Here is a 23,037-nt window from a genome sequence, read left to right as displayed (position 1 = left end):
ACCACAATATAAGTGGTTGATTTAAGATAAGTTTGTCATGACAACTTTTGCTCGAACACTGTTGCTTTTTGCATGTTGCCTCTTGAGTTTGAATGTAAAAGCCGAAGCCCCTTTAATTGCTCATTATAAAGTCGCGACTGAAGCGGATGATGTCGTTACTCGTGTTCTTTTCAATGCTGCTTCAGAGGAGTTTGGCTTTACCGTTCAATACGTGAACTACTCCAGCTTTGATGCCATTCTAAATTCAGTAGCGAATGGGGAAGCGGACTTTGCTGCGAATATCACTTACACACAAGAACGTGCTCAACGTTTTAGTTATTCCCGCCCAACAAATATCGAATATACCTACCTCTTTGGTTTAAAAGATTCGACGTTGAGTGACATTTCGCGTGTTGGCGTCCCCAAAGATACAGTTTATGCCCAATTACTTAAACAACACTACCCTGAGCTAGAACAGATCTCTTATCAAGGTCACGAACAAGCAGTAACACTGCTACGTTCAGGTGCTGTGGACGGCGTTGTCGATGCCATTAACCAGCTCAAGCCGATGCTGATGGAGGGGTTTGACGCCAAGATGCTCAATGATCAGATTTCGATAAAGCCCGTATCCATCATCAGTAAAAAAGATCATCATCTTGAAGAGTTGGACACGTTCGCTACGTTTATTCACGGGGAAGCGGTGCAAAAGCAGCTTCGCGAAGAAATTTCCCAGTATCAATTTGAATTAAGGCGAGCAGCGTTGCGTGATTCTATTCGTTTATTACCCCTTGATTTTAATGAACCAATACGGATTAAGCTCGAATCTATCTTTCCATATGTTGTATACAACGCAGATGGTAGTGTCGAAGGGATGACGGCTGATGTAGTCCTGAGAAGTTGTGAGATCTTGGCTTTAAACTGCTTGATCATTAGTGAGCCTGGTGAAAGCTGGGGTTCTATGTACCATGAGTTTATCCAAGGTAATTTCGAAATTTTGGCGCCGTTAACGGTCAGCCGTGAGCGGCGCGCATTTAGCTACTTTCCAAAGTCCCATTACGCGCCAGCATCGGTGATGGTCAAGCGTTTAGGTTACAAGCCGAGCACATACTCTCATGTTTCACAGTTGATATCTGAGCGGATTGGCGTAGTTAAGGATGACTTTTTCGATCAAATGATGACGCAACTGTTACCGCTAAAAGAACTCAAACGTTATCGTACTCAACAAGAGCTCATTCAGGGGCTATTAAATGAAGAAGTCGATTACATTCCGATGGATACGGCGATGCTCAATCATTTTTTACGTCTCAGTGAACTGGTTCCGATAGAGCAGGATACCGCTATTGGCGAGTTTTATGAGTCTCAACTCTCTGTTGGATTGGTCGCGAATGAAAAAGGAGCCATGCTTGCGCCTTTCTTCAGTCGAGCGATAGCGATGTTAGAAGTTGATAAGATCATTGCTCAGTACGATGTACGCCCAGATTGGCGTACCGCACTTGAATATGAGATTCGATTAGCGACGCAAACACAAGCTGTGTTTATCTTTGTATTATTGTTTGCTATTTGTGTTTCGCTTTATCTTTACCGTCAATCGAACACTGACAACTTAACAGGGTTAAGGAATCGTCGTGCGTTGCAAGTAAAGTATCGAAAAGGAGTAAACAAAGATCTATCCATACTTTACTTAGACATTAATCATTTCAAACGAATCAATGACACTTATGGGCATCGCGCTGGGGACGAAGTTTTACAACTACTGGCGCTAAAAATTCATTATGTCTGGTCGGGAAGATGTTATCGAATTGGAGGGGATGAGTTCATATTGCTGGGTTATCCAACGCAAGCCGAGTTAACTAGAGCAATGAGAGAGCTCAGTAGAATCGATGTGAAAGGCAAATTATGTAGTGATTTGGAGTCTATAAGTATCTCTATTGGTTTCTCTGCAAAAAGGGAACGGCACATGAGCTTAGAGCAAGCGATGCATTTGGCTGATGAAGACATGTACATGAGTAAGCAGTCCTCACGGCACGACTCCTCTTATCGTGACTGCACGGTTTCATCATAAAGGAATGAATTGATCGAGTTTTGTTCAAACGGTAATGAAATGATGAAATTCAAGGTTTTTGCTCTTGCATTATGAGAGCTGATACTGAATAATCGCCCCATCGATTGAGGCAAGACCTCTCGAAAAGAATTATGGGGCTCTGGTCCTCTCGCAACAATAGCTCGTGAACTCGGTCAGGTCCGGAAGGAAGCAGCCGCAGCGTGTGACTTGTGTGCCGGGATGTGGCTGGGGTCCCACCCTTTGAAAGCCCTGCGTTATCGCAGGGCTTTTTTCGTTTTTGAGCCTTCTTTTATTTTGGCTACGCTTGGTGTTCAACGTCTTCTGATGATCAAGCTTCTTGAGGTTATTTAGGTATAATTTATAATCTCATCCGCTTGATACCGAACTGTCGTGAAGATTGTTTAGGGTACGCTCGCCGAATAACCATTTTCACCTGGGATACTTTAATGATTTCAAAAAAACAATTAAAACTGCTTCGTGCTTTAGGCCAAAAGAAACAGCGTAAAGCGCATGGCTTATTCCTAGTTCAGGGTGAAAAGAACGTACTAGAGCTAGCAAGTAGTTCATTGAAGGTGAAGCAGGTTTTTGCAACAGCGGCATTTCTCGAACAAAATGCTGGTGCGCTAAATCGTTTTGATTGTGTTGAAGCATCGCTTGATGAATTGACCAAAGCGAGCACGCTTGTGAGCAATAATGCGGCCATTGCTGTGGTTGAAATTCCGAGTGTAAAAGAGCCTCAAGCGAAAGGCTTGATGATTGCGCTAGATGGTGTATCCGACCCTGGTAATCTAGGTACGATTATTCGTGTTGCAGACTGGTATGGCATCAAGCACATTATTGCGAGTACAGATTGTGCTGATCCTTATAATCCTAAAACGATCAGTGCGACCATGGGCAGCTTTGGCCGCGTACAAGTGAGTTTGGTGGATTTGCCAAGTTACTTGGAACACGCCAAATTGCCAGTATATGGCGCGTTTTTGGAAGGAGAGAGCGTTCATAAAACGGATTTCGCTGCTGAAGGTATTTTGTTGATGGGCAGCGAATCTCATGGTGTGCGCGAAGCCGCAGCAAAATTCGTGACAGATAAAATCACGATTCCGGCGTTTGGCGGTGCCGAATCACTGAATGTCGCGATGGCGACTGGCATTATTTTAGACAACATGCGCCGCCAACATAGCTAACGCAACAATTACTTAATAACAAAGCCAGTCAATTTGACTGGCTTTGTTGTATTTATTGCCTAGAAAAATCAGCCTGGCTGAATCTTGCGTTTAACGAAATACAGTGAATGTTGTTCGGTGAGTTAATTTTGTTTTAGTTCAATAGGCTGTGCCTATAAATAAAATTACTCCTTTCCATTTAGTAAAATCAGGAAATTAGGCGACACTTATCTAAAGGCCGCAATAAAATGCCCTTAAGGAGATAAGAATGCATTCATTAAAAGTAAAAGATTACATGACGTTGCAAGCGGTGACTTTCACGAAAGATATGTCACTTTCGGCAGCTTTAAACAAAGTAATGCAAAGTGTCACACTAGGTGGCCCTGTCATTGATGAAAATGAAAAAGTGGTTGGGTTTTTATCGGAGCAAGACTTATTAGATAAGTTGGTGAAAGCAAGTTATCACTGCCAAGATACACATACGGTACAAGAGTGTATGCATGATGATGTCTTATCTGTTTCTCCAGAAATGTCAGTAATTGAACTGGCTGACATGATGAAAGTTGGAAAGCCGAAAATGTATCCAGTGGTGGATGGCAAAGGTAAGTTGGTTGGTGTTATCACAAGAAGAGACGTGCTGCGTGCCATAGGAATGACATTAAATGAGTGCTTTAAGCATCCCGTTTAACCTCTCTGTTTAAACTTTACGGAATATTGCTTTTAAACTGGTTTGGAAAGACGCTTCGGCGTCTTTTTTATTTTCTATCGCCGAACTGTACAAATTTATCTTGACCTTGGAGCTTACTCTAAGGTTTATCCTTAGCAATAGGTAAATCACCGATACCAATAAGGAAAAAATTATGTGTACAAAACATCAAGGTTGCCAATCTAGCAAAATCAAAACTGCGGTGCCGCTTGGTGCAAGCGAGTCATGCTGTGCGCCAGTAAAATCTTCGCTCAATATCTCTCAGGCCAGTGTTGATGTTTCTGAAAGCTCTTGCTGTAGTGGAGGAGGCCGCAGCGTAGATACAGGCGAGGAAGACGATCCCACAAGGGAGAGTAATTCCTCCGTTCGGAACGCTTGGCTTGTGTCAGGTATGGATTGCCCATCTTGTGCGCAAAAGCTTGAGAAAGCCATTACGTCTTTACAAGGCGTCAGCCAAGCCAAGGTTTTGTTTGCAACAGAAAAACTGGTCGTCGATTTTGATGGTCGAGAGCTGATAGCTACGATAGAGCAGACAGCCCAAAAAACGGGTTTCCCGCTCTCTTCACTGGATGCTCCAAAACCAAGCACTACAAAGAAAGGCTGGCTTGGCGTCATAAGAGACAACATCCAAATTCTCTCGATTGCTGGTGCAATGGCTACTGCGGCAGTAATTTCTAAGATCGACCCTCAAATAAGCGCTTGGTTATTCACTTTGACGTGTTTACTTGGTTTATACCCAATCGCGCTCAAAGCATTTAAGTTGGCGCGTAGCGGTACGCCTTTTGCGATTGAAACGTTAATGAGTGTAGCGGCGCTCGGCGCTTTATATTTAGGTGAAACCGCCGAAGCCGCAATGGTGTTATTGCTTTTCCTTATTGGTGAAAAGTTAGAAGCATATGCATCATCTCGCGCGCGAAGCGGTGTCCAGGCGTTAATGGACTTAGTCCCAGAAAATTCAATTTTAATTATTGATGGAGAGCGTAAAGAAGTACCAGCTGCTCAGCTTAAACCAGGGGATACCATAGAAGTCGCACCCGGAGGTCGTTTGCCTGCCGACGGTGTTTTGCAAGATGCGCTTGCGAGTTTTGACGAAAGTGCGTTAACGGGAGAATCTGTTCCCGTTGAACATCAAACCGGTGGCAAAGTGATGGCCGGGGCTGTGGTTGTCGATAAAGTGGTTCGCTTACAGGTGACTTCCCGTCAGGGCGAGAATGCGATAGACCGAATTCTTCATTTGATTGAAGAAGCCGAATCTCGTAAGGCACCATTAGAACGCTTTCTTGATAAATTTAGCCGTTGGTATACGCCGCTAATGATGTTGGTGTCTCTGATGGTTATCGTTACGCCGCCATTACTATTTGCCCAACCGTGGGAAACGTGGATCTATCGAGGACTCGCCCTGCTGTTGATTGCTTGTCCATGTGCATTAGTCATTTCAACGCCTGCGGCGATCACTTCTGGCTTGGCGGCAGCTGCTAAGCGGGGCGCATTGATCAAAGGTGGTGCGGCGCTTGAGTTGCTTGGCAAGGTTGAGTCTGTCGCATTTGATAAAACTGGGACACTGACGCAAGGTAAACCAGAAGTGACTGACGTCTTTGCTTTTGATATGGATGAAGACAAGTTACTTAGCCTAACTGCGTCAATCGAGGTTGGTTCAAGTCATCCTCTAGCGGTTTCTTTAGTTACCAAAGTGCAAGAGCAGGGGCTTACTATTCCTGAAGCGTTGGATAAAACCGCGCAAGTAGGCTCTGGTGTCACTGGTTACGTCGATGGAAAAATGGTCCAAGTGGTCACGCCTTCAAAGGCAGACTTTCCACTTTCTCAAGAAGCCAAAGAGCAAGTGGTTACGTTGGAACAACAAGGTAAAACGGTTGTCATTGTGCGTTTCGATGACGAGGTCATTGGCGTGATCGCATGGCAAGATACATTGCGCTCAGATGCCCAGCAAGCCATCGCAATGTTGAAGGAACTTGGGGTCACGTCGGTGATGCTAACGGGTGACAACCCGAGAAGTGCAGAAGCAATGGCAAATAGAATAGGCTTGGATTATAAAGCGAGTTTGTTACCTGCAGACAAGGTGCATTACGTCGAGAAGCTATCACAACAACATACCGTTGCGATGGTGGGAGACGGTATCAATGATGCTCCAGCCATGAAAGCTTCGAGTATCGGCATTGCGATGGGAGGCGGTACGGATGTTGCGCTCGAGACTGCTGATGCGGCGTTAACACACAACCGGTTGATTGAGCTACCTGCCATGATAGAACTGTCGCGTGCGACGCTAAGTAACATTCGTCAGAATGTCGCGTTAGCGCTAGGTTTGAAAGGTGTATTCTTAGTGACAAGTTTACTTGGGGTTACTGGGTTGTGGGTTGCAGTATTAGCTGACAGTGGTGCAACAGCACTGGTGACATTGAATGCGTTGAGATTACTTCGTTTTGAGTCCAAACAGATCAAATAACTGACCTAACCAATGATCCCACTCATTAATAGCCCGAGGCATTCGTGTATCGGGCTTTTTTTAACCGTATTCACCTGATGCGATCAGACGTTTTTCTCGTCCTTGAAATCACGCATTGCTATGCAACAAAATGATTTAACGCCCCTTAAAGTGTGATCAATACCAGTTTTGTTTGAAATTTCACTTTCATTACATTTTGTCATTGTGATTGTGATCACTCTATGTTGGTGAAAGGTTCGCTACAGTGCATCTGTACCCAATAACTGATTAATGAGCTTATTGTTCATAAAATAAGCCACAATAAGGAGCGACTTATGTCTCAAGCTGTATTCCATTTAGGTGTTACTGAAGCTGATCTTAATGGTGCGACTCTAGCGATCATTCCTGGTGACCCAGCGCGTGTTCAAAAAATCGCAGAACAAATGGAAAATCCAGTATTTCTAGCAAGCCATCGTGAATACACGCTATACCGTGCAGAGCTAGACGGTAAACCTGTTGTGGTTTGTTCTACAGGTATTGGTGGTCCTTCTACCTCTATCGCAGTTGAGGAATTGGCACAGCTTGGTGTTCGTACTTTCCTACGTGTTGGTACAACGGGTGCAATTCAACCACATGTAAACGTGGGTGACATGATCGTAACGACGGGGTCAGTTCGTCTTGACGGTGCGAGCCTACACTTTGCTCCTATGGAATTCCCAGCAGTTGCTGATTTTGAAGTAGCAACCGCAATGAAAGCAGCGGTAGAAGAGTCTGGCGCTACAGTTCACATGGGTGTGACTGCATCAAGCGACACGTTCTACCCTGGTCAAGAACGTTACGATACGTTCTCTGGTCGTGTTGTTAAGCGTTTCCAAGGCTCTATGCAAGAATGGCAAGACATGGGCGTACTTAACTTCGAGATGGAGTCTGCAACACTGCTAACAATGTGTGCGAGCTCTGGTTTAAAAGCGGGTTGTGTGGCTGGTGTTATCATCAACCGTACACAAAAAGAGATTCCAGATCATTCAACTCTGAAAGAAACGGAAGCGCGTTCAATTAAAGTGGTTGTAGAAGCAGCGCGTAAAATGCTTTAAGCCGCTATAGTTGGCATTTAAACAAACAGAAAAAACCAGAGGCTAACCTCTGGTTTTTTTCTACTTATAGAAATGCGTACAGCTAAAATTTAGGTATAAAAAAAGCAGCATTAATGCTGCTTTTTATCGTTGTGAATTTTAGCTTTTCTTAATGGCACTATATCTCGTCTGAACCGCCCGCGTCTTTAAACCAAGCCGTTAAGTGCGTTCTTAAATCTTTAAGCTCATCAGGGCCAATCAGGGCTAGCCCTAAGTCTTCAGCACGAGTAATGTCATTGTGACGAAGAGGACGGAAGCTCACCAACATTGCGCGCGCTTGTAAGCCACCTAATAAATCGCGAAGCGATTCTAACTTATATAAAGTATCGTCGCCGTCATCTCTCATGCCTTTGGTTTTGCACTCGATGATGTGCAGCTTGTTGTTTACAACTGTTGCGACATCTAACTCATTGCGTACTTCACTTTCACCAAGTTTGCGATAAACCTGAACATTTAACGATCGATCTTGGATCGTCGGCATGGTGTCTTGGATTTGCTTCACGGTGCTGTGAACCAAAGTTTCTAACCACTCACCGTTTGAAAAGCGTCGAGCATCTTCATCTGCAAACGTTAAAACGCCATTCTCATAGGTGGCGATTTCTGCTTCTACTAAATCTGAAAGCAACATGTTTAGCTCACGGTAGCCCTGCTGTTTTTCGGAGAGCTCGACATCAAGCTTTTGTTCTTTGCGGCATGTGGTTGCAAGGTAGTTAAGTGTTGCTAGACCTGGCCCAAGCTCAAGCGCATTTGAGGCCCATCGTTCACCAAGTTCATACAATTTTTTATCAAGAAGAGGTGGTAAATCAACGTGGTGAAACTCGCCGCGTGCACCAAAGATAGTGAGGTAATCTGCAATCGTAATGTGATCTTCGACTTGGGTATCTTCTTTGCCATCAGGGTATAACCAACAAAGCTTATCGCTACTAGGCTCAACCACAAAAATTGGCCAGCGATAGGTACGGAAAACTTCGTACACCGACAACAAGCGATGACGAAGACCACAGCTCGCGTTCAATTTTACATCTTCGCCGCGTTCATGGAGGTCTTTTGCCAATTTTTGAATTGCTTGTTTGATCAGAGATGTATTAACAGCGGATGGAATTTCAAAAAATTCAGAAGTAATTTCTCGTTGATCTAAAACGGCACTCAGTCGGTCAAATATATCTAACTGGCTCTTGTCTCCGATGAAGACGATATGTGTGCTTAGCGTACGATTATCTAATAGAGGAGTGACCAATCTCACTGGGTCTTGGTCGATAATACCAACATGAACAGCCATAGATTTTCCTTTTTATGAGGCCGCTCGAAAAGAGTTGTGCAAGGGGATGAGCTGGCCTTATTAATCATATGTAGACATGGCCGACAAAAAACAAGGGCGACTTAACAAAAAGTCGCCCTTATACAGTTGATTGCACTAATTAATGCTCTTAGTTATAAAGTATTTATAACTTAAAGCGGTGGACCAATTCATTTTGCTGATGAGCCAAGTGGGTCAGTGATTCACTGGTTTGTGCGATACTCGACATGGCTTGGAAACTTTCATCGGCGATACTGTTGATATCTTCAATGCTGCGAGCAATGTCTGTTGATGTTTCACTTTGCTCTGCTGCTGCTTGTGAAATGTGCGTACTCATTTGGCTGATTTCGATGATTAGCGCCTGGATCTCTTCCATTGAGCTGTTCGCTTTTGATGCTTGCTCAACCGACATCTCCATATCGCTCATACAGCTTTGTATGACTTGGTTCGCCGATTGCGAGCTAGCTTGCAGATTACTGATCATGGATTCAATTTCAGTGGTTGATTGAGTCGTTCTTGATGCGAGTACTCGTACTTCATCTGCCACTACCGCGAAGCCGCGACCTTGTTCACCAGCGCGAGCCGCTTCAATTGCCGCGTTCAATGCCAGTAGGTTGGTTTGCTCCGCAATGTTGCGGATCACATCAAGGATAGACCCAATTTGACCACTCATCTTTTGTAGCTCAGAAACTGCGGAGACCGATTCGTTCAAACGTGTTTCTAGTTGATTAATGGTTGAGATGTTACTGCTCATAACATTTCTGCCTTCTTCAGAGGCAGATTCGACGCGTTGCACCATTTCTAGCGAGCCTTGCGCACTTTGCGCGACTTCCTGCACTGAATGAGACATTTCTGTCATCGCAGTAGCGACGTTTGCTGTTTGTTCGCGTTGAGAGCTCAATTTAATTTGTGCTTGCGAAGAGGTGCGTTCGTTGGTTGTCGCGGTTGACGATAGGTTTTCTGACGCTTCGTTGAGTTTCACCAAGATCTCGTGAAGGTTGTCGGCGAGTGAGTTAATGTGTCCACTCACACGGCTGAATTCGTTGTTATAGCGAATATCGATACGCTGTGTCATATCACCTTCAGTCAGGCCTTCTAACACTTTTAGAATACGAGTCAACGGTTCGCGAACGCTTTGTGCGATGTGGTAGCCAATCGCTGTCGCGAGTAAAACGACAATAACGCCAATGATGATGGCTTTCGTTACACCCGCTGAATATATGTCACCTGCATCTGCCAATGATTCATTGAGCTTATCTGTTGCGGTTGTCGTGAATTGCTCAAGAATCGCCATGGTTGAATCCACTTTATTTGCTAGGTTGGCGATATTGTTATACAAAGCGGCGCGAGCATTGAGGTAATTATTATGTTGGTCTAACACACCGCCACGCATACCAACGTCGCGAGTAAATTGCTCTACAGATTCGCCAAATGCTTTTTCTAGCTCAGGAAGCTGAGTCACCAACCCGCGGAATGCGTAATTCAAGTGCGTTACTGCTTTGCGGTTTTTAGCTACGGCTTGCGTAACAAACTCAGGGTTGGAACTGGCGAGGGCATCAGAGGTAATTACTTCGGCATCTTTTAACTTGATAAAGTAGCTCTTTGCCATGACTTTGACAGAAATGCTGGTTTGATCTGCCACATATTCTTTAAGACCAACCGACAGTTCGGTATTCAGTTTTTGGAAGCGGCGTGAGGATTTTTGCACTTCTTCTTGAGCCGCGAACATTGCTTCGTAGTTGTCCATGGCCTCTAGAGCTTCTGTAAAATAGCTCTGCTCTAACGTTTTTAACTGTGAAAACGGTTCGGCAAGAGAAGGGTAGATTTGGCTTGCGGTTTTCAGTTGAGCCAATGTTGATTCGAAGCGCTGTTGAGATCTAGCAAATTCCTGACGCATTTCATCCATGCGTTGTTTATTCTCTGTTGTCAGGAAGTCTTTAAATGATTTGTCGGCAGAAAGCAGCTCAACACTGGTTTGATTAGATAACGATACCAACGGTAGGGATGATTTAGATACCGTGCCAAATTTTCCGTGAATATCACTCATTCCTCCCATCATAATGGCAATTGTGACGGCAAATAGGATGATGATCAGTGCAAAGCCGGCATACATCCTTTTAATAACTGAACCTCGCATAAGTGAGTTTCCTCTCCCAAAAATAGACAAGCTACCCAAGTATTTTTTGAATTTACTTGGGTATAAAAATAATAATTGTCTTAAAAAAGTAACAAAATTCATTGGATTGTATTCAGTTTGTGACGCGCATTTTATGACGCACACGACAAAAAAAGCCTCGTTAATTAGCATTTGATTAATAATGTTAAGTGAACACTGTTTTTATTGAGCTCCGCTTTTGGTTGGCGCATACTAATTGGGGTCTAATTACGTTTATAAAATGGAGTCCTCATGGCGGAAGAAACGATCTTTAGTAAAATTATTCGCAAGGAAATCCCTGCCGATATCCTTTATCAAGATGATTTGGTGACTGCGTTTCGCGACATTAACCCTCGCACACCAAGCCATATTCTCATTATTCCGAATAAACTGATCCCAACAACGAATGATGTAGAAGCTGAAGATGAAGCAATGATGGGGCGTTTGTTCACTGTTGCTAGAAAGTTAGCGAAAGAAGAAGGTATTGCTGAAGACGGCTATCGCCTGATCGTTAATTGTAATCCACATGGTGGCCAAGAGGTTTACCATATTCACATGCACCTACTAGGCGGCCGCCCTCTAGGTCCAATGGTATTGAGCTAAGCTTTTATAAGTGGGTGGCGATTCACCCACTTCTTTTTCCTGTCGAATGACACATTTGTGGAGATAAATGTGAAACTAGGTGTAAAGCTGTTAGGGCTGATGAGCTGGGCTTTAATGGCCTCTGGCTGCGCGAATTTATCTGCGGGCAATCTGTTTAGCCATTACAGCAACCAGAATCAAGAAGTTTATCAAGCCGTTGTTGCAGGGGAATATGCCAAAGCAAAACAACTTCAATCAAGTGAAGTGGGTGGCGAGATACTTGGCAATTTTGAAAAAGGTCGTATCTCTTTTCTTGCTGAAGATTACCCGACAAGTTTGAATGCGCTAGAAAGCAGCGATCGTGCCGTACGTGTTCAACAAGATCGAGCGACGATATCTGTGTCAGACACGGCAACGAGCGTCGGCTCTCTCGCAGTGAACGACAATCTCCAAGACTATCATCCCGCCGATTACGAACTTGGTTTTTTGCACCTGTATCTAGGACTAAATTACTTACAGAAAAACGATTTAGAAGGAGCACTAGTTGAAGTGCGTCGAGCTAATCAAGTTCAGGAAGCGGCAAGAAAGGCGCGTGAAAAAGAGCTAAAAGCAGCAGAGAAAGACCTTAACAAGCAAGGCATGTCTGCCAATTTAGGCAGTGTGTTAGCGAACTACCCTGATGCTGGTAAAAAACTAAGCGCGGTACAAAATGGTTATCTGTTCTATCTTTCTGGCCTGTTATATGAAGCGTCGCGAGACTTAAACAGTGCTTATGTTGATTACCGACGAGCACTCGCTGTAATGCCAGACAACAAGCAAGTTGTAGAAAGCACCTTATACGCTGCTAAGAAGTTAGGCATGCGTGAAGACTTGCGCATGCTAGAGAAGCGGTATGGCAAAGCACCTTCTGGATTAACTCAGTCACAAGGGCGAGTCATCGTTATTGATGAGCAGGGTGTTGTTGAGGCGATGAAAGGGTGGCGTATTGATTTACCGATTTACGACAGTCGCGATAATGGCGCGATTTATTCGTTGGCGCTTCCTTATTATCAGAACCGAGGTGCTCAACGTTTTAGCGATGTTGTTTTAAATGGTCAGGTATTATCTTCCAGTACGCTGACTGATGTTAATGCGATGGCGCAAAACGATCTTAATGAACGTCTTACTACAATAGTGATCCGTCAAGCTCTTCGTGTTTGGGCAAAAGATCGAATCCGAAAAGAGGCGGCGAAAAAAGGCGATGATGTGGGCAACATACTTTTCAATGTATGGAACACATTGACCGAACAGCCAGATACGAGAAGTTGGCAAACATTGCCAGCGCAAGTGAAAACGGCTTCAAAAATCGTGAAACCGGGAACACAAAGTTTAAACTTGGGTGATCAAACCTATCAGTTTGAAGTGCCTGCACAGCAGACTACATTGGTATGGGTATCTCGTCAGGGAGCACACTCAACCGTGTGGCATAAACAGCTAGGGAGACTGTAATGAAAGCATGGCTTGTTTGTTTAGCAATGGCTATTGGTTTAGTTGGATGCGCCGAAAACACGGCTGGTATTCGAATTGATGGCCAAACGCAAAAAGTATTTTTTAATGATAACGTTTTAGGTAGTCGCTTATTAGTTGACAACATCACCACCACTTACGTTGATGATCGCCCACGAGGAGTCGTGCAGCTGAGTAGCAATTACAAAGGTGATCAGCACATTCTTTACCGATTTTATTGGTATGACAACAATGGTTTAGAAGTGAATACCAAACCTGGTCCGTGGCGAAAAATGATTGTGCGAGGATTTGAGCAAGTCACGTTATCTGAAGTTACTGTGAATCCAAATGGCACAAAATTCCGTGTGCAAATTAGAGAAGCACAAGACGATTAATCTTAACGGCTCTGCCGAAGCTGCCGCGCTAACGATGCGCTGGTATTGAAAAACTAAGGAACTCTCATGAAAAAAAGTATTATTGCTCTTTTAGGTCTTGCCGTCATTTTAGGTGGCTGTTCTAACAAAGTCTCTTACGGCGATGCGCAAGCAACAGAAACCACGACTATCGATTTTGGCTCAACAGATTTACAAAAAATCGCGGCTGAAATGGTGGATAGCATGATGATGTCGGGCTCTGTAGCAGCAATTACTCGTGACCAACGTCCTATCGTTTTTGTTGAGCGAATTAAGAACAAAACCAGTGAACATATTGACACTGAATCCATTACTGACACGATCTCTACTAAGATGTTGAACTCAGGTAAGTTCCGTTTTGTTGATATGGATCGTGTTGAGTCTGTGCGTGAACAACTTAACTTCCAAAATACGGATGAGCTTGTTAACCAAAGCACAGCGATCCAATTTGGTAAAATGGTTGGTGCTCAATACATGCTTTACGGCAACCTATCTAGCATTGTGAAAAATGCAGGTAGCGATAAAGATGTATACTACAAGATGACCATGCGCCTAATGGACCTAGAAACAGGTTTGATTGAGTGGGCGGATGAAACTGAAATTCGTAAAGCGCAATCTAAGAGCCTATTCGGTCTTTAATCGAACAGGGTGGAGAAGTCATCAATGGCATGGTTTTCTTGGCAACAAGCAAAACAGTTAGATCCGAGTCTTAACGCTCTCGATGGCTTCTTTACGGAGCCTCCGGTAAAAGTACAAACTGTTACCGGGGGGCTAACCAACCGCTGTTGGCGGTTGGAATCTTCTCAAGGCCTTGCATACATCTGGCGACCGACCAGTCATGTCTGCAAGGCTTTTTCAATTTCTCGTCACAGTGAATATCAAGTGCTGAATGCAGTCTCTTCATTGGAAATTGGCCCCAAGCCAGTTTTTATTCATGAGCAAGGGTTGCTGGTGGAATGGATAGAAGGAGAGGCACTGACGGAGTCAGGCTTAGCACTAAGCTATTTATTATCCATTGCGGCGAAGATTCATCAATATCCGATAAGCGCAATTCCTTTAGTTCCATTTTCATATATTTCTCGCATCGATCATTATTGGCTTGAGCTTGATGGTCAGTATGTGGGTACGGAGTTTGAGGCTTTGTACATGAAGTGGCGCACGGAACCGAACGTTGCACCTGTTCCGCTTGCCCTATGTCACTTCGATTTGGGGTGTTACAACCTAGTGCGAGGGGAGAGTGGGGTGAAAGTCATTGATTGGGAGTATGCCGGGATTGCTGACCCTAGGCTTGATTTGACCTTAACTATTCAGGTCGCGAATGCGCCTGTGGAAGAAGCGGTAAAGCAGTATTGCCAACTTCGAGGTATCGAAGATGTGTCTCTTTGGTTGAGAGGTGTACACGCTTGGCAACCAAGAACCTTGGTGATGGCGATGCTCTGGTATCTACTTGCCTATAAATTGTGGGGAGATGAACAATACTTAAACAGTGCGTATGAGTTGAAAGGCTCATTGTGTATGGAAGATCACTGTTTTGAGAACTCGTGATATTTTCCCCTTTAACAGTAAGGAAATAGTGGTAGTTTTAATAAAAGTACCAGATACACACAGGGAGAGGTACACATGATTATTTACTTACACGGCTTTGACAGTACAAGCCCGGGTAACCACGAAAAAGTTCTTCAACTGCAATTTATCGACGACGACGTTCGTTTTATCAATTACAGCACCCTTCACCCAAAGCACGACATGCAACACTTGTTAAAAGAAGTGTCTAAAGTTATCGATCAATCTGATGACCCAAACCCGTTAATCTGTGGGGTTGGTTTAGGTGGTTACTGGTCTGAGCGAATTGGTTTTCTATGCGGTATCAAGCAAGTGATGTTCAACCCGAACTTGCACCCAGAAAAAACGATGGCTGGTCGAATCGATCGCCCAGAAGAGTACGAAGATATCGCAACAAAATGTGTTGATCAGTTTCGAGCGAAAAATCAAGCGCACTGCTTAGTGATTCTCTCTAAAGATGATGAAGTGCATGACAATTCGAAAACGGCAGCTGAGTTAGGAAAACACTATCAAATCATTTGGGATGAAACTCAGTCTCATAAGTTCAAAAAAATCTCTCATCATTTACAAGCGATAAAGGCATTTAAAAATACTTATTAATGTTGAGTGTAGACAGTAAAGCGGCGTTTTTATCGGCTGCTTTGCTGCGATTCCTTCTCTTGAGTATGCCGAGCCACTGTCTCTTTGAAAGGCACATTTTCTTGGTTTAACGCTTTGAATATTGTGTTCTCCTTACCGTTTTCTTACTTCCCTCCTATGTAGCACGAACACCTTGTTGTAGAGTAGTCGAAAAGTAGTCAATCCGTACTCGTTACACGGATTTTGGTTGCCTTCAAAGTTGGTCTCTATATAATGAACCGGACTAAAATAATTTGATAAATATCAAAAAAAATTGAGAGCGAGTAATAAACTTGCCCAAAAAATTCTGGCGTCGTATGCGTACCAGATAAACATGCCAAACCCTGACAAGTCATTGATAGATAAAGAATCAAGGTGAGTGGCAGTTTTTTAATCCAAGTAATTGAGACACCTCTAAGAACCAAGAATTCATCGGTTGGATGGATGCCACAAATGTTTGTGAGTCATGCATCGAGCTGAACCCCATATATTCATTTTTGTAGAGGAAAATCATTGTGACACGCATTATCGTTGTAGGCGGCGGTGCAGGTGGTCTTGAGTTGGCAACTAAGCTTGGTCGAACTCTAGGTCGCAAAAACCGTGCGCAAATTACGCTAGTCGATCGAAAAGCGAGCCACTTGTGGAAGCCATTATTGCATGAGGTTGCTACAGGTTCTTTGGACGAAGGAGTAGATGCACTGAGCTATCGAGCTCATGCAAAAAACCACAGCTTCGACTTCCAAATGGGTAGTCTTCAAGACATCGACCGTGAACGTAAAGTGATCATCTTAAGTGAGCTTAAAGACGAACACGGTGAACTTCTTATGCCAAGCCGTGAGCTAGAATACGACATTCTAGTGATGGCGATTGGCTCGACATCAAACGACTTCAACACGCCTGGCGTTCGTGAAAACTGTATTTTCCTAGACAGCCCTGAGCAAGCACACCGTTTCCGTACAGAAATGAACAACGAGTTCCTAAAGCTGCACGCGAAAAACGGTAACGGTACGGTCGATATTGCGATTGTTGGTGCTGGTGCAACTGGCGTTGAACTATCAGCGGAGTTACATAATGCTGTTAAAGAGCTGCGCACTTATGGCTTCGGTGATCTTGACTCTAGCAAGTTGAACGTCAATCTGATTGAAGCAGGTGAGCGTATTTTACCAGCGTTACCTCCACGTATTTCTTCTGCTGCTCATCAAGAGTTGGTGAAGTTGGGCGTAAACGTGCGCACCGCCACTATGGTGACTAAAGCTGAAAAAGATGGCCTTACTACAAAAGATGGTGAGAAGATCCCAGCTCAAATCATGGTTTGGGCTGCAGGTATCAAAGCTCCAGACTTTATTAAAGATATCGCTGGCTTAGAAACGAACCGTATCAATCAGCTTGTAGTGAAAAACACACTACAGACAACACGAGATGATGACATCTTTGTTATTGGTGACTTAGCACAATGTACCCAGTCTGACGGTTCGTTCGTGCCGCCACGCGCTCAAGCTGCACACCAAATGGCAAGCCAGGCATTTAGTAACATCGTCGCGAAGATCAACGGGCGCGAGTTGAAAGACTACGTATATAAAGATCACGGTTCATTAGTGTCTCTAAGTCGCTTCTCAACCGTTGGTAGTCTGATGGGGAACCTAACTAAAGGGTCGATGATGGTAGAAGGCCGTATTGCTCGTGTCGTTTACATCTCGTTGTATCGCATGCACCTAATGGCGTTGCACGGTGTATTCAAAACCGGTCTGATGATGCTCGTCGGCCGCATTAATCGCGTGCTGCGTCCAAACCTTAAGCTGCACTAAGGTTTTAAATCCACTCTGTGTGGATGTGTTGTATCTTAAAAAATGCAGAAGCCACCGCAAGTCGGTGGCTTTTTGTTTATGTTAGATCTGTCGGTAAAAGTGAGAACACAACGCCATCTTTAGGCTTACCCTGAAAAATAAACCGGTTTCTGGCGATGGCTTCTTTTTGTGCACCGACGGACTCAATTAAGGCTTGGCTAGCTTCGTTGTCGGGGTCACAAACAATCTCTAGTCGAGTTAAACTTAGCTTTGCGAAGCAGAATTCTGCTAAGGCTTTAACGGCTTCTTGGGCATAGCCTTGCCGTTGATAGCGGTCGGCAACCCAGTAACCAATACTCGCCATATTAAACGTATGATATAACTCATTAACCGCTGCCATTCCAACCAAAGTGTTACTTTGCCGCTCATAGATACCGAAACCAAAAGCCTCAGTTTTGACCCAGTTAAGACGGGTTGCCAACAGAAAGTCTTGCGCGGTTTTCAATGTGACGTTTTTATCACACCAGTCAAGCCATTGGTGCAGCGAAGGGGATTCTGCAAGTAATCGTTGTAGTGAATGTGCTTCTTCAGCAGGGATGAGCTTGAGCGCTAAGCGGGGCGCAATGATTTCAAAGTCTGGACTCATGAACTAATACGACTTCCATGTTGAGTGTAAGTAAATTGAAAGCTGTCTATTTATACTTGAACGCAGCTATTTTCCTTGCTCTGCGTTGGTTAGGAATAACTGAGGTATAGCAGATAAAAACAAAGCGCAGCTTTGCTGCGCTTTGTCGAACCGCTCGTGCTTATCGAACCCGACGAACTTGAATGATCATACCCATCAACGGGTTATCTAGGTAATGAGTCTCGCTGCTACGCATACGACGTTTTTGATCCATTCGATAACTCTTCAGGAATTTCTCTTCGGTTACTGTCGGCGATATTTCTGCCAAGTTACCGACTTGGACGTTACCATCTACTTCACCTAAGTCATCCGCCAATTGCTCAGTTGAGGTTGGTTCAAAACGCACCTCTCTAACACTTGGTTCGCGCAGATCTAGTGTTGTTTCGGCGAAGAGGTAATGCTGTACGTATATTTGGAATCGACCATCTAGTTCATATAAAGGACCATTGACCGTCTCTTCACTGTAACCGTCGCTGGAAAATGTTTGATTGCCATTGAGTGGGCGGCCATCTGCTTGATAAGAATCAGAGAAATCTCGCCCGCCAACGATGCGGAAAATTGGGGCGCTAGATTTACCTCGGTCACCTTGACGCCAGGCTACGTGTTTAAGCACTTTAAAGCCGGCATGATTATTTAGTGCCGCTTCTTGCGCGTTGAGACGGAAAGAAGAACTTGGCAAAAGTGTCACGCCTTTAGAGCGGCGGTAGGATTCACTCTCTAGGCTACCGACATTTTCCATATCGATTTTTGGCAGTTGATTCGGCCAAGATTCTGTTGTGCTTTCAGCGTCGACTGCTCGCTTGAAAATGATCACTTCAATATCAAATTGGCGCTGTGCCCAAGAGGGCATTGAGACACATAGAAGCAATAACGGGATCAGTATTCTCATTCGACTATTAGCTCGTTGGTAATAAATTCTGTTTAAAATCATTCAGTAAGTCTTGAACAAACTGAATGCGTTTACGTCGGTCCACCAATGGTACGCTAAACTTGAACTTAGTTGGACCTTCCATTGCAAATTTTTGCGGCTGTGATTGCAGCAGTTTAACTAAATACGCTGGATTTATGTCAGCATCAGGGTAAAACTCGATAAATCCACCTTTATCATGGGCTTCTATCTTTTTCGCTTTTAAACTACCAGCCGAAATTTTCAATTCTGAGACGGCAAGTAAGTTCTTTGTTGCGTCTGGAAGCAGACCAAAGCGATCAATCAGTTCCACTTTTAGCTCTGATAGTTCATCACTGCTTGTGACACTCGCAATGCGTTTGTACATCGACAGTCGTGTGTTTACATCCGGAATGTAATCATCTGGTAAGAGCGCTGGGATTCGCATTTCCACTTCAGTTTGCTCACGAAGCAGCTCATCCAAAGATGGCTCCTTGCCTTCTTTTAATGCTTGCACTGCTTGTTCCAGCATTTCCATATAAAGTGTAAAACCAACGGATTGAATTTGCCCACTTTGCTCATCACCAAGCAGCTCACCAGCACCACGGATTTCTAAATCGTGGGTTGCTAACGTAAAGCCAGCACCTAAGTCTTCCAGTGAAGCAATCGCATCAAGACGCTTGATGGCATCTTTGGTCATGGCTTTTGGATGTGGTGTTAATAAGTAAGCATAGGCCTGATGGTGTGAACGTCCAACACGGCCACGCAATTGATGCAACTGCGCCAAGCCAAGATTGTCCGCACGATCCATGATTATGGTATTTGCCGTTGGTACGTCGATACCGGTTTCGATGATGGTTGTACACACCAACACATTAAAGCGCTGATGGTAGAAGTCATTCATGATTCGCTCAAGTTCGCGCTCACGCATTTGACCATGAGCCACGGTAATGCGTGCCTCTGGGATGAGTTTCTGTAAGTCTTCTGCCGTTTTTTCAATGGTTTCAACCTGATTGTGCAGGAAGTAAACCTGACCACCACGCATAATTTCACGCAGTACCGCTTCACGGACCACTGGCTCTTCTTTTTGTCGAACAAAGGTTTTAATGGCTAAACGGCGTGCAGGAGGTGTCGCGATGATCGACAGGTCTCGCATGCCACTCATTGCCATATTCAGTGTGCGTGGAATTGGTGTTGCGGTGAGGGTAAGAATGTCCACATCCGCACGCATTGCTTTGACTTTTTCTTTTTGACGAACCCCAAAGCGGTGTTCCTCATCAACGATCAACAAACCTAAATCTTTGAATTTAATGTCGCTCGAAAGCAGCTTATGCGTACCAACGACAATATCGACTTTACCATCGGCAACGTCTTGCAGAATGACTTTTTGTTCTTTGGCAGATTTAAAACGAGACAGTACTTCAACTCGGATTGGTAAGTTGGCAAAACGGTCACGGAAGTTTTCGAAATGCTGCTGAGCAAGCAAGGTTGTTGGTACGAGTACGGCGACCTGTTTACTGTTATCCGTTGCGACAAATGCTGCGCGCATAGCGACTTCCGTTTTACCAAAGCCCACGTCACCACACACTAAGCGATCCATCGCTTTTGCCTGGCACATGTCTGACAAGACGGCATTGATGGCCATCGCTTGGTCATCTGTTTCTTCAAACGGGAATGTTGCTTTAAATGTTGCGTATTGCCCACGATCTAGCTCAAATTTGAAGCCAGGTTTTAATTCTCGTTTAGCATACACATCCAGCAATTCTGCCGCGACATCACGCACTTTTTCTGCCGCTTTACGACGTGCTTTTGCCCACGCTTCACCACCTAATTTATGCAGTGGCGCACTCTCTTCAGCGCCGCCAGAATAACGGCTGATAAGATTCAGTGATGAAACTGGCACGTAGAGCTTGGCATCGTTTTGATACTCAAGAGTGACGTATTCCGTTTTCATACCACCGGCTTCAAGTGTTTGTAAACCGATGTAGCGGCCAATACCGTGATCAATATGAACCACAGGTTGACCGGGTTTTAGTTCCGCAAGATGGCGAATAACGGTGTCACTGTTGACAGCTTTTTTATCTTTGCGGCGTCGCTGGATAACACGGTCACCGAGTAGATCACTTTCGCAGATCAGAGCGAAGTTCAGCTCTTCGTGAATGAAACCATGCTCTGCTGCGCCTAAGATCAAGCTGAATCGATCACCCGAGTCTAGAGCTTGGTAAAGTGAGCCATGTACGACTGGCCGAACTTTGATGCCTTGCAACAGCTCCGTTAGTGCTTCACGACGACCTTCTGACTCTACCGAGAAAACGATTTTTCCGCTGAATTGCTCACTAAACTGACGAAGGCGCGAGAGCGGCTCTTTATTTTGTTGCTGAACGCCAAGCTCGGCTAACGATTGTACGGGTAGGTTTTGACGACCGGCACGCTTAACCACTTTATCTAGGCTCAATTGAGCGATAGGGAGCTGTTTTAGTTGACTGAAAAGTTCGTCTTTTTTCAACCAAAGCTGTTCAGGAGTCAAAAGAGGACGCAACGGATCAACTTTTTTCTGGTCGTATCGATATTCGACATCGGTTAAGAAAGTATCGACCGCAGATTCGATATCACCATATGTGATGACTTGAGAGTCTTCTGGCAAATATTCAAATAAAGTCTCGGTATGGTCAAAAAACAGCGGCTGCCAATACTCAATACCAGCGGGCCACGTGCCTTTGGTCACTTGCATGTAGATTGATTCAGGCTCGCGGCGTGCGTCGAACTGGGTGCGCCAACGTGTACGGAAATCTTCAATCGCTTCTTTAGTGGTTGGGAACTCATGTGCAGGCAGCAATTGGATTTGCTGAATATCGTCGATAGAGCGTTGGTTCTCTGGATCAAACGTGCGAATGGTATCTATTTCATCATCAAAGAAGTCGATGCGGTACGGGTCATTGCTGCCCATAGGAAAGAGATCCAGAATAGACCCACGACTTGCATATTCACCTGGTCCAAATACTTGATCTACATGGCGGTAGCCTGAATTTTCAAGTTGTACACGTAACTTCTCTAGCGAGAGCCGATCACCAGTTTTCACCATTAAAGTGTGTTGCAACAGAAAATCACGTGGCGATTGGCGTTGCAATACTGTACTGACCGGGACGATGGTTATGCCATCACGTTGACTTGGCAGTTGGTATAGGCGTGCGATACGTTCAGAGATGATTTCTTGATGCGGAGAAAAGTTATCGTAAGGCAGCGTTTCCCAGTCGGGGAACAGGCTTACCGTTTGGTCGGTGAATTGCTCAATCTCTGCCTGAAGCTTTAAAGCGATTTGCGGGTCAGGCACAACGAGTAGCGAGTGACTCGAATGCTGCTTGGCCAGCTCTGCAATGGCTAGAGGTAGAGCTGCGCCCGGCAAATTACCTAGCTGTTTTTTGTCGCCACGCTCTGAAGGGTTTGTGACGGAAAGAATCGTTGCTTTTGTCATAGGAATTATTTTTTATCTCGCTCCATCGAGCGCTGACGTAAAAGTTTTTGTTGTTGATACAGTGCCGCCTTTATCAGTAAATCTTGATCAGATTCTCGGAGCATCTTGTATCTAAGCGTGATAATGAAATCTTGCTCTGAAGCATCACATTCTTCTACTTGAGCGTAACAGTAAATCGCCGCAGCAGGGTGATCGAGGAACAGTTTAACACGAACGAGTTGTTGAGTAGTTAACGCTGTATCTGAGCGGAAACTGAGTTGACTAGCACCAAACTGCGTCGTTTGATATCGAATGGAGGCGTCATCTTGTTGTGAAAGCATAAAGCTCAACAAGAGGTTAAGTTTCGCGTTTTGCGTATCAAGCAAGTTGATCACATGCTTTAACTCTTTGTTTTTCAGCTCTAGACGCGCGTTGTCTGCCAACATATCTAAGTGACTAAATTCACTGGCGACAATAAATGGTGCTGGAATTTCGGCGGCAAATGTTTCTTCATCTGGCAAAGCAAAGTCCGCACTCAACGTTTCGACGTTGATGGTGAGGTTATGATGGACGGTAAAGTATTCTTGCTCTGTCATATAGTCGATCCTTTTGCCAGTGAGCGCTCCTTGCTCACTCAA

At 44.6% G+C, this 23,037-nt stretch carries 18 protein-coding genes and 1 other RNA gene; 13 read left to right on the top strand and 6 right to left on the bottom strand.

From position 1 onward, the window contains the following. The first annotated feature begins 37 nt into the window (after nt 1-37). The 6 genes from KJB35_RS08355 to udp all read left to right on the top strand — a co-directional run bounded on the left by KJB35_RS08355 (nt 38) and on the right by udp (nt 7,441). Nucleotides 38-2,041, top strand: a complete 2,004-nt coding sequence (locus KJB35_RS08355; RefSeq protein ID WP_005389940.1) for a GGDEF domain-containing protein — start codon at nt 38-40, stop codon at nt 2,039-2,041. Nucleotides 2,042-2,178: 137 nt separating this feature from the next. Next, nucleotides 2,179-2,275, top strand: an RNA gene (gene ffs / locus KJB35_RS08350) — signal recognition particle sRNA small type. A gap of 212 nt (nt 2,276-2,487) precedes the next feature. Next, nucleotides 2,488-3,222, top strand: a complete 735-nt coding sequence (locus KJB35_RS08345; protein ID WP_213908035.1) for an RNA methyltransferase — start codon at nt 2,488-2,490, stop codon at nt 3,220-3,222. 247 nt (nt 3,223-3,469) lie between these two features. Then, nucleotides 3,470-3,889, top strand: coding sequence for a CBS domain-containing protein (locus tag KJB35_RS08340; RefSeq protein ID WP_005378483.1), 420 nt, complete (start codon nt 3,470-3,472; stop codon nt 3,887-3,889). A gap of 172 nt (nt 3,890-4,061) precedes the next feature. Next, on the top strand, nt 4,062-6,368 hold the full coding sequence (locus tag KJB35_RS08335) for a zinc/cadmium/mercury/lead-transporting ATPase (protein WP_213905383.1): 2,307 nt from the start codon (nt 4,062-4,064) through the stop codon (nt 6,366-6,368). Between the two features lie 314 nt (nt 6,369-6,682). Next, on the top strand, nt 6,683-7,441 hold the full coding sequence (udp, locus tag KJB35_RS08330; RefSeq protein ID WP_005378479.1) for a uridine phosphorylase: 759 nt from the start codon (nt 6,683-6,685) through the stop codon (nt 7,439-7,441). A 157-nt stretch (nt 7,442-7,598) separates the two neighbouring features. Here the strand turns inward: udp and KJB35_RS08325 are convergent, their stop codons facing one another. Next, a complete protein-coding gene (locus KJB35_RS08325) occupies nt 7,599-8,759 on the bottom strand; it encodes a DUF1887 family protein (protein WP_005378476.1) in 1,161 nt (386 codons plus the stop codon). A 163-nt stretch (nt 8,760-8,922) separates the two neighbouring features. Beyond that, the gene (locus tag KJB35_RS08320; RefSeq protein WP_047100874.1) at nt 8,923-10,914 is read right to left on the bottom strand and encodes a methyl-accepting chemotaxis protein; all 1,992 of its coding nucleotides are present in this window, start codon (nt 10,912-10,914) and stop codon (nt 8,923-8,925) included. Nucleotides 10,915-11,184: 270 nt separating this feature from the next. On the opposite strand from KJB35_RS08320, the gene hinT reads away from it, so the two are divergent. The 7 genes from hinT (at nt 11,185) to KJB35_RS08285 (ending at nt 17,398) form a co-directional block, all read left to right on the top strand. Further along, nucleotides 11,185-11,535 (top strand): purine nucleoside phosphoramidase, encoded by a 351-nt coding sequence (gene hinT / locus KJB35_RS08315; protein ID WP_005378473.1) that lies wholly within the window; start codon nt 11,185-11,187, stop codon nt 11,533-11,535. 69 nt (nt 11,536-11,604) lie between these two features. Continuing rightward, nucleotides 11,605-13,002, top strand: coding sequence for a COG3014 family protein (locus KJB35_RS08310; RefSeq protein WP_213908034.1), 1,398 nt, complete (start codon nt 11,605-11,607; stop codon nt 13,000-13,002). Then, entirely contained in the window at nt 13,002-13,394 is a 393-nt protein-coding gene (locus tag KJB35_RS08305; protein WP_005378469.1) for a YcfL family protein, read from the top strand. The genes KJB35_RS08310 and KJB35_RS08305 overlap by 1 nt, the downstream gene beginning before the upstream one ends. A gap of 66 nt (nt 13,395-13,460) precedes the next feature. After that, entirely contained in the window at nt 13,461-14,051 is a 591-nt protein-coding gene (gene lpoB / locus KJB35_RS08300) for a penicillin-binding protein activator LpoB (RefSeq protein ID WP_005378467.1), read from the top strand. Nucleotides 14,052-14,075: 24 nt separating this feature from the next. After that, nucleotides 14,076-14,957, top strand: a complete 882-nt coding sequence (gene thiK / locus KJB35_RS08295; RefSeq protein WP_213908033.1) for a thiamine kinase — start codon at nt 14,076-14,078, stop codon at nt 14,955-14,957. Between the two features lie 75 nt (nt 14,958-15,032). Further along, nucleotides 15,033-15,575: an alpha/beta hydrolase YcfP gene (gene ycfP, locus KJB35_RS08290; RefSeq protein WP_170897184.1), complete on the top strand. Its 543-nt coding sequence runs from the start codon at nt 15,033-15,035 to the stop codon at nt 15,573-15,575. A gap of 533 nt (nt 15,576-16,108) precedes the next feature. Beyond that, complete coding sequence (locus KJB35_RS08285) at nt 16,109-17,398, top strand: NAD(P)/FAD-dependent oxidoreductase (protein WP_005378463.1); 1,290 nt, start codon at nt 16,109-16,111, stop codon at nt 17,396-17,398. Between the two features lie 76 nt (nt 17,399-17,474). On the opposite strand, the gene KJB35_RS08280 is transcribed toward KJB35_RS08285, so the two are convergent. The 4 genes from KJB35_RS08280 to KJB35_RS08265 all read right to left on the bottom strand — a co-directional run bounded on the left by KJB35_RS08280 (nt 17,475) and on the right by KJB35_RS08265 (nt 22,995). Further along, nucleotides 17,475-18,023 (bottom strand): GNAT family N-acetyltransferase, encoded by a 549-nt coding sequence (locus KJB35_RS08280; RefSeq protein ID WP_005387823.1) that lies wholly within the window; start codon nt 18,021-18,023, stop codon nt 17,475-17,477. 160 nt (nt 18,024-18,183) lie between these two features. Beyond that, the gene (locus KJB35_RS08275) at nt 18,184-18,951 is read right to left on the bottom strand and encodes a peptidoglycan binding protein CsiV (protein ID WP_080773703.1); all 768 of its coding nucleotides are present in this window, start codon (nt 18,949-18,951) and stop codon (nt 18,184-18,186) included. A 7-nt stretch (nt 18,952-18,958) separates the two neighbouring features. Next, nucleotides 18,959-22,420 (bottom strand): transcription-repair coupling factor, encoded by a 3,462-nt coding sequence (gene mfd / locus KJB35_RS08270; protein ID WP_033905041.1) that lies wholly within the window; start codon nt 22,418-22,420, stop codon nt 18,959-18,961. Between the two features lie 5 nt (nt 22,421-22,425). Continuing rightward, nucleotides 22,426-22,995 (bottom strand): PilZ domain-containing protein, encoded by a 570-nt coding sequence (locus KJB35_RS08265; protein ID WP_285356214.1) that lies wholly within the window; start codon nt 22,993-22,995, stop codon nt 22,426-22,428. Nucleotides 22,996-23,037: the final 42 nt, after the last annotated feature.

Source organism: Vibrio sp. D431a, from assembly GCF_030248655.1.
Classification (GTDB): Bacteria; Pseudomonadota; Gammaproteobacteria; order Enterobacterales; family Vibrionaceae; genus Vibrio; species Vibrio alginolyticus.
This window is presented reverse-complemented; position numbering and strand designations above follow the sequence as displayed.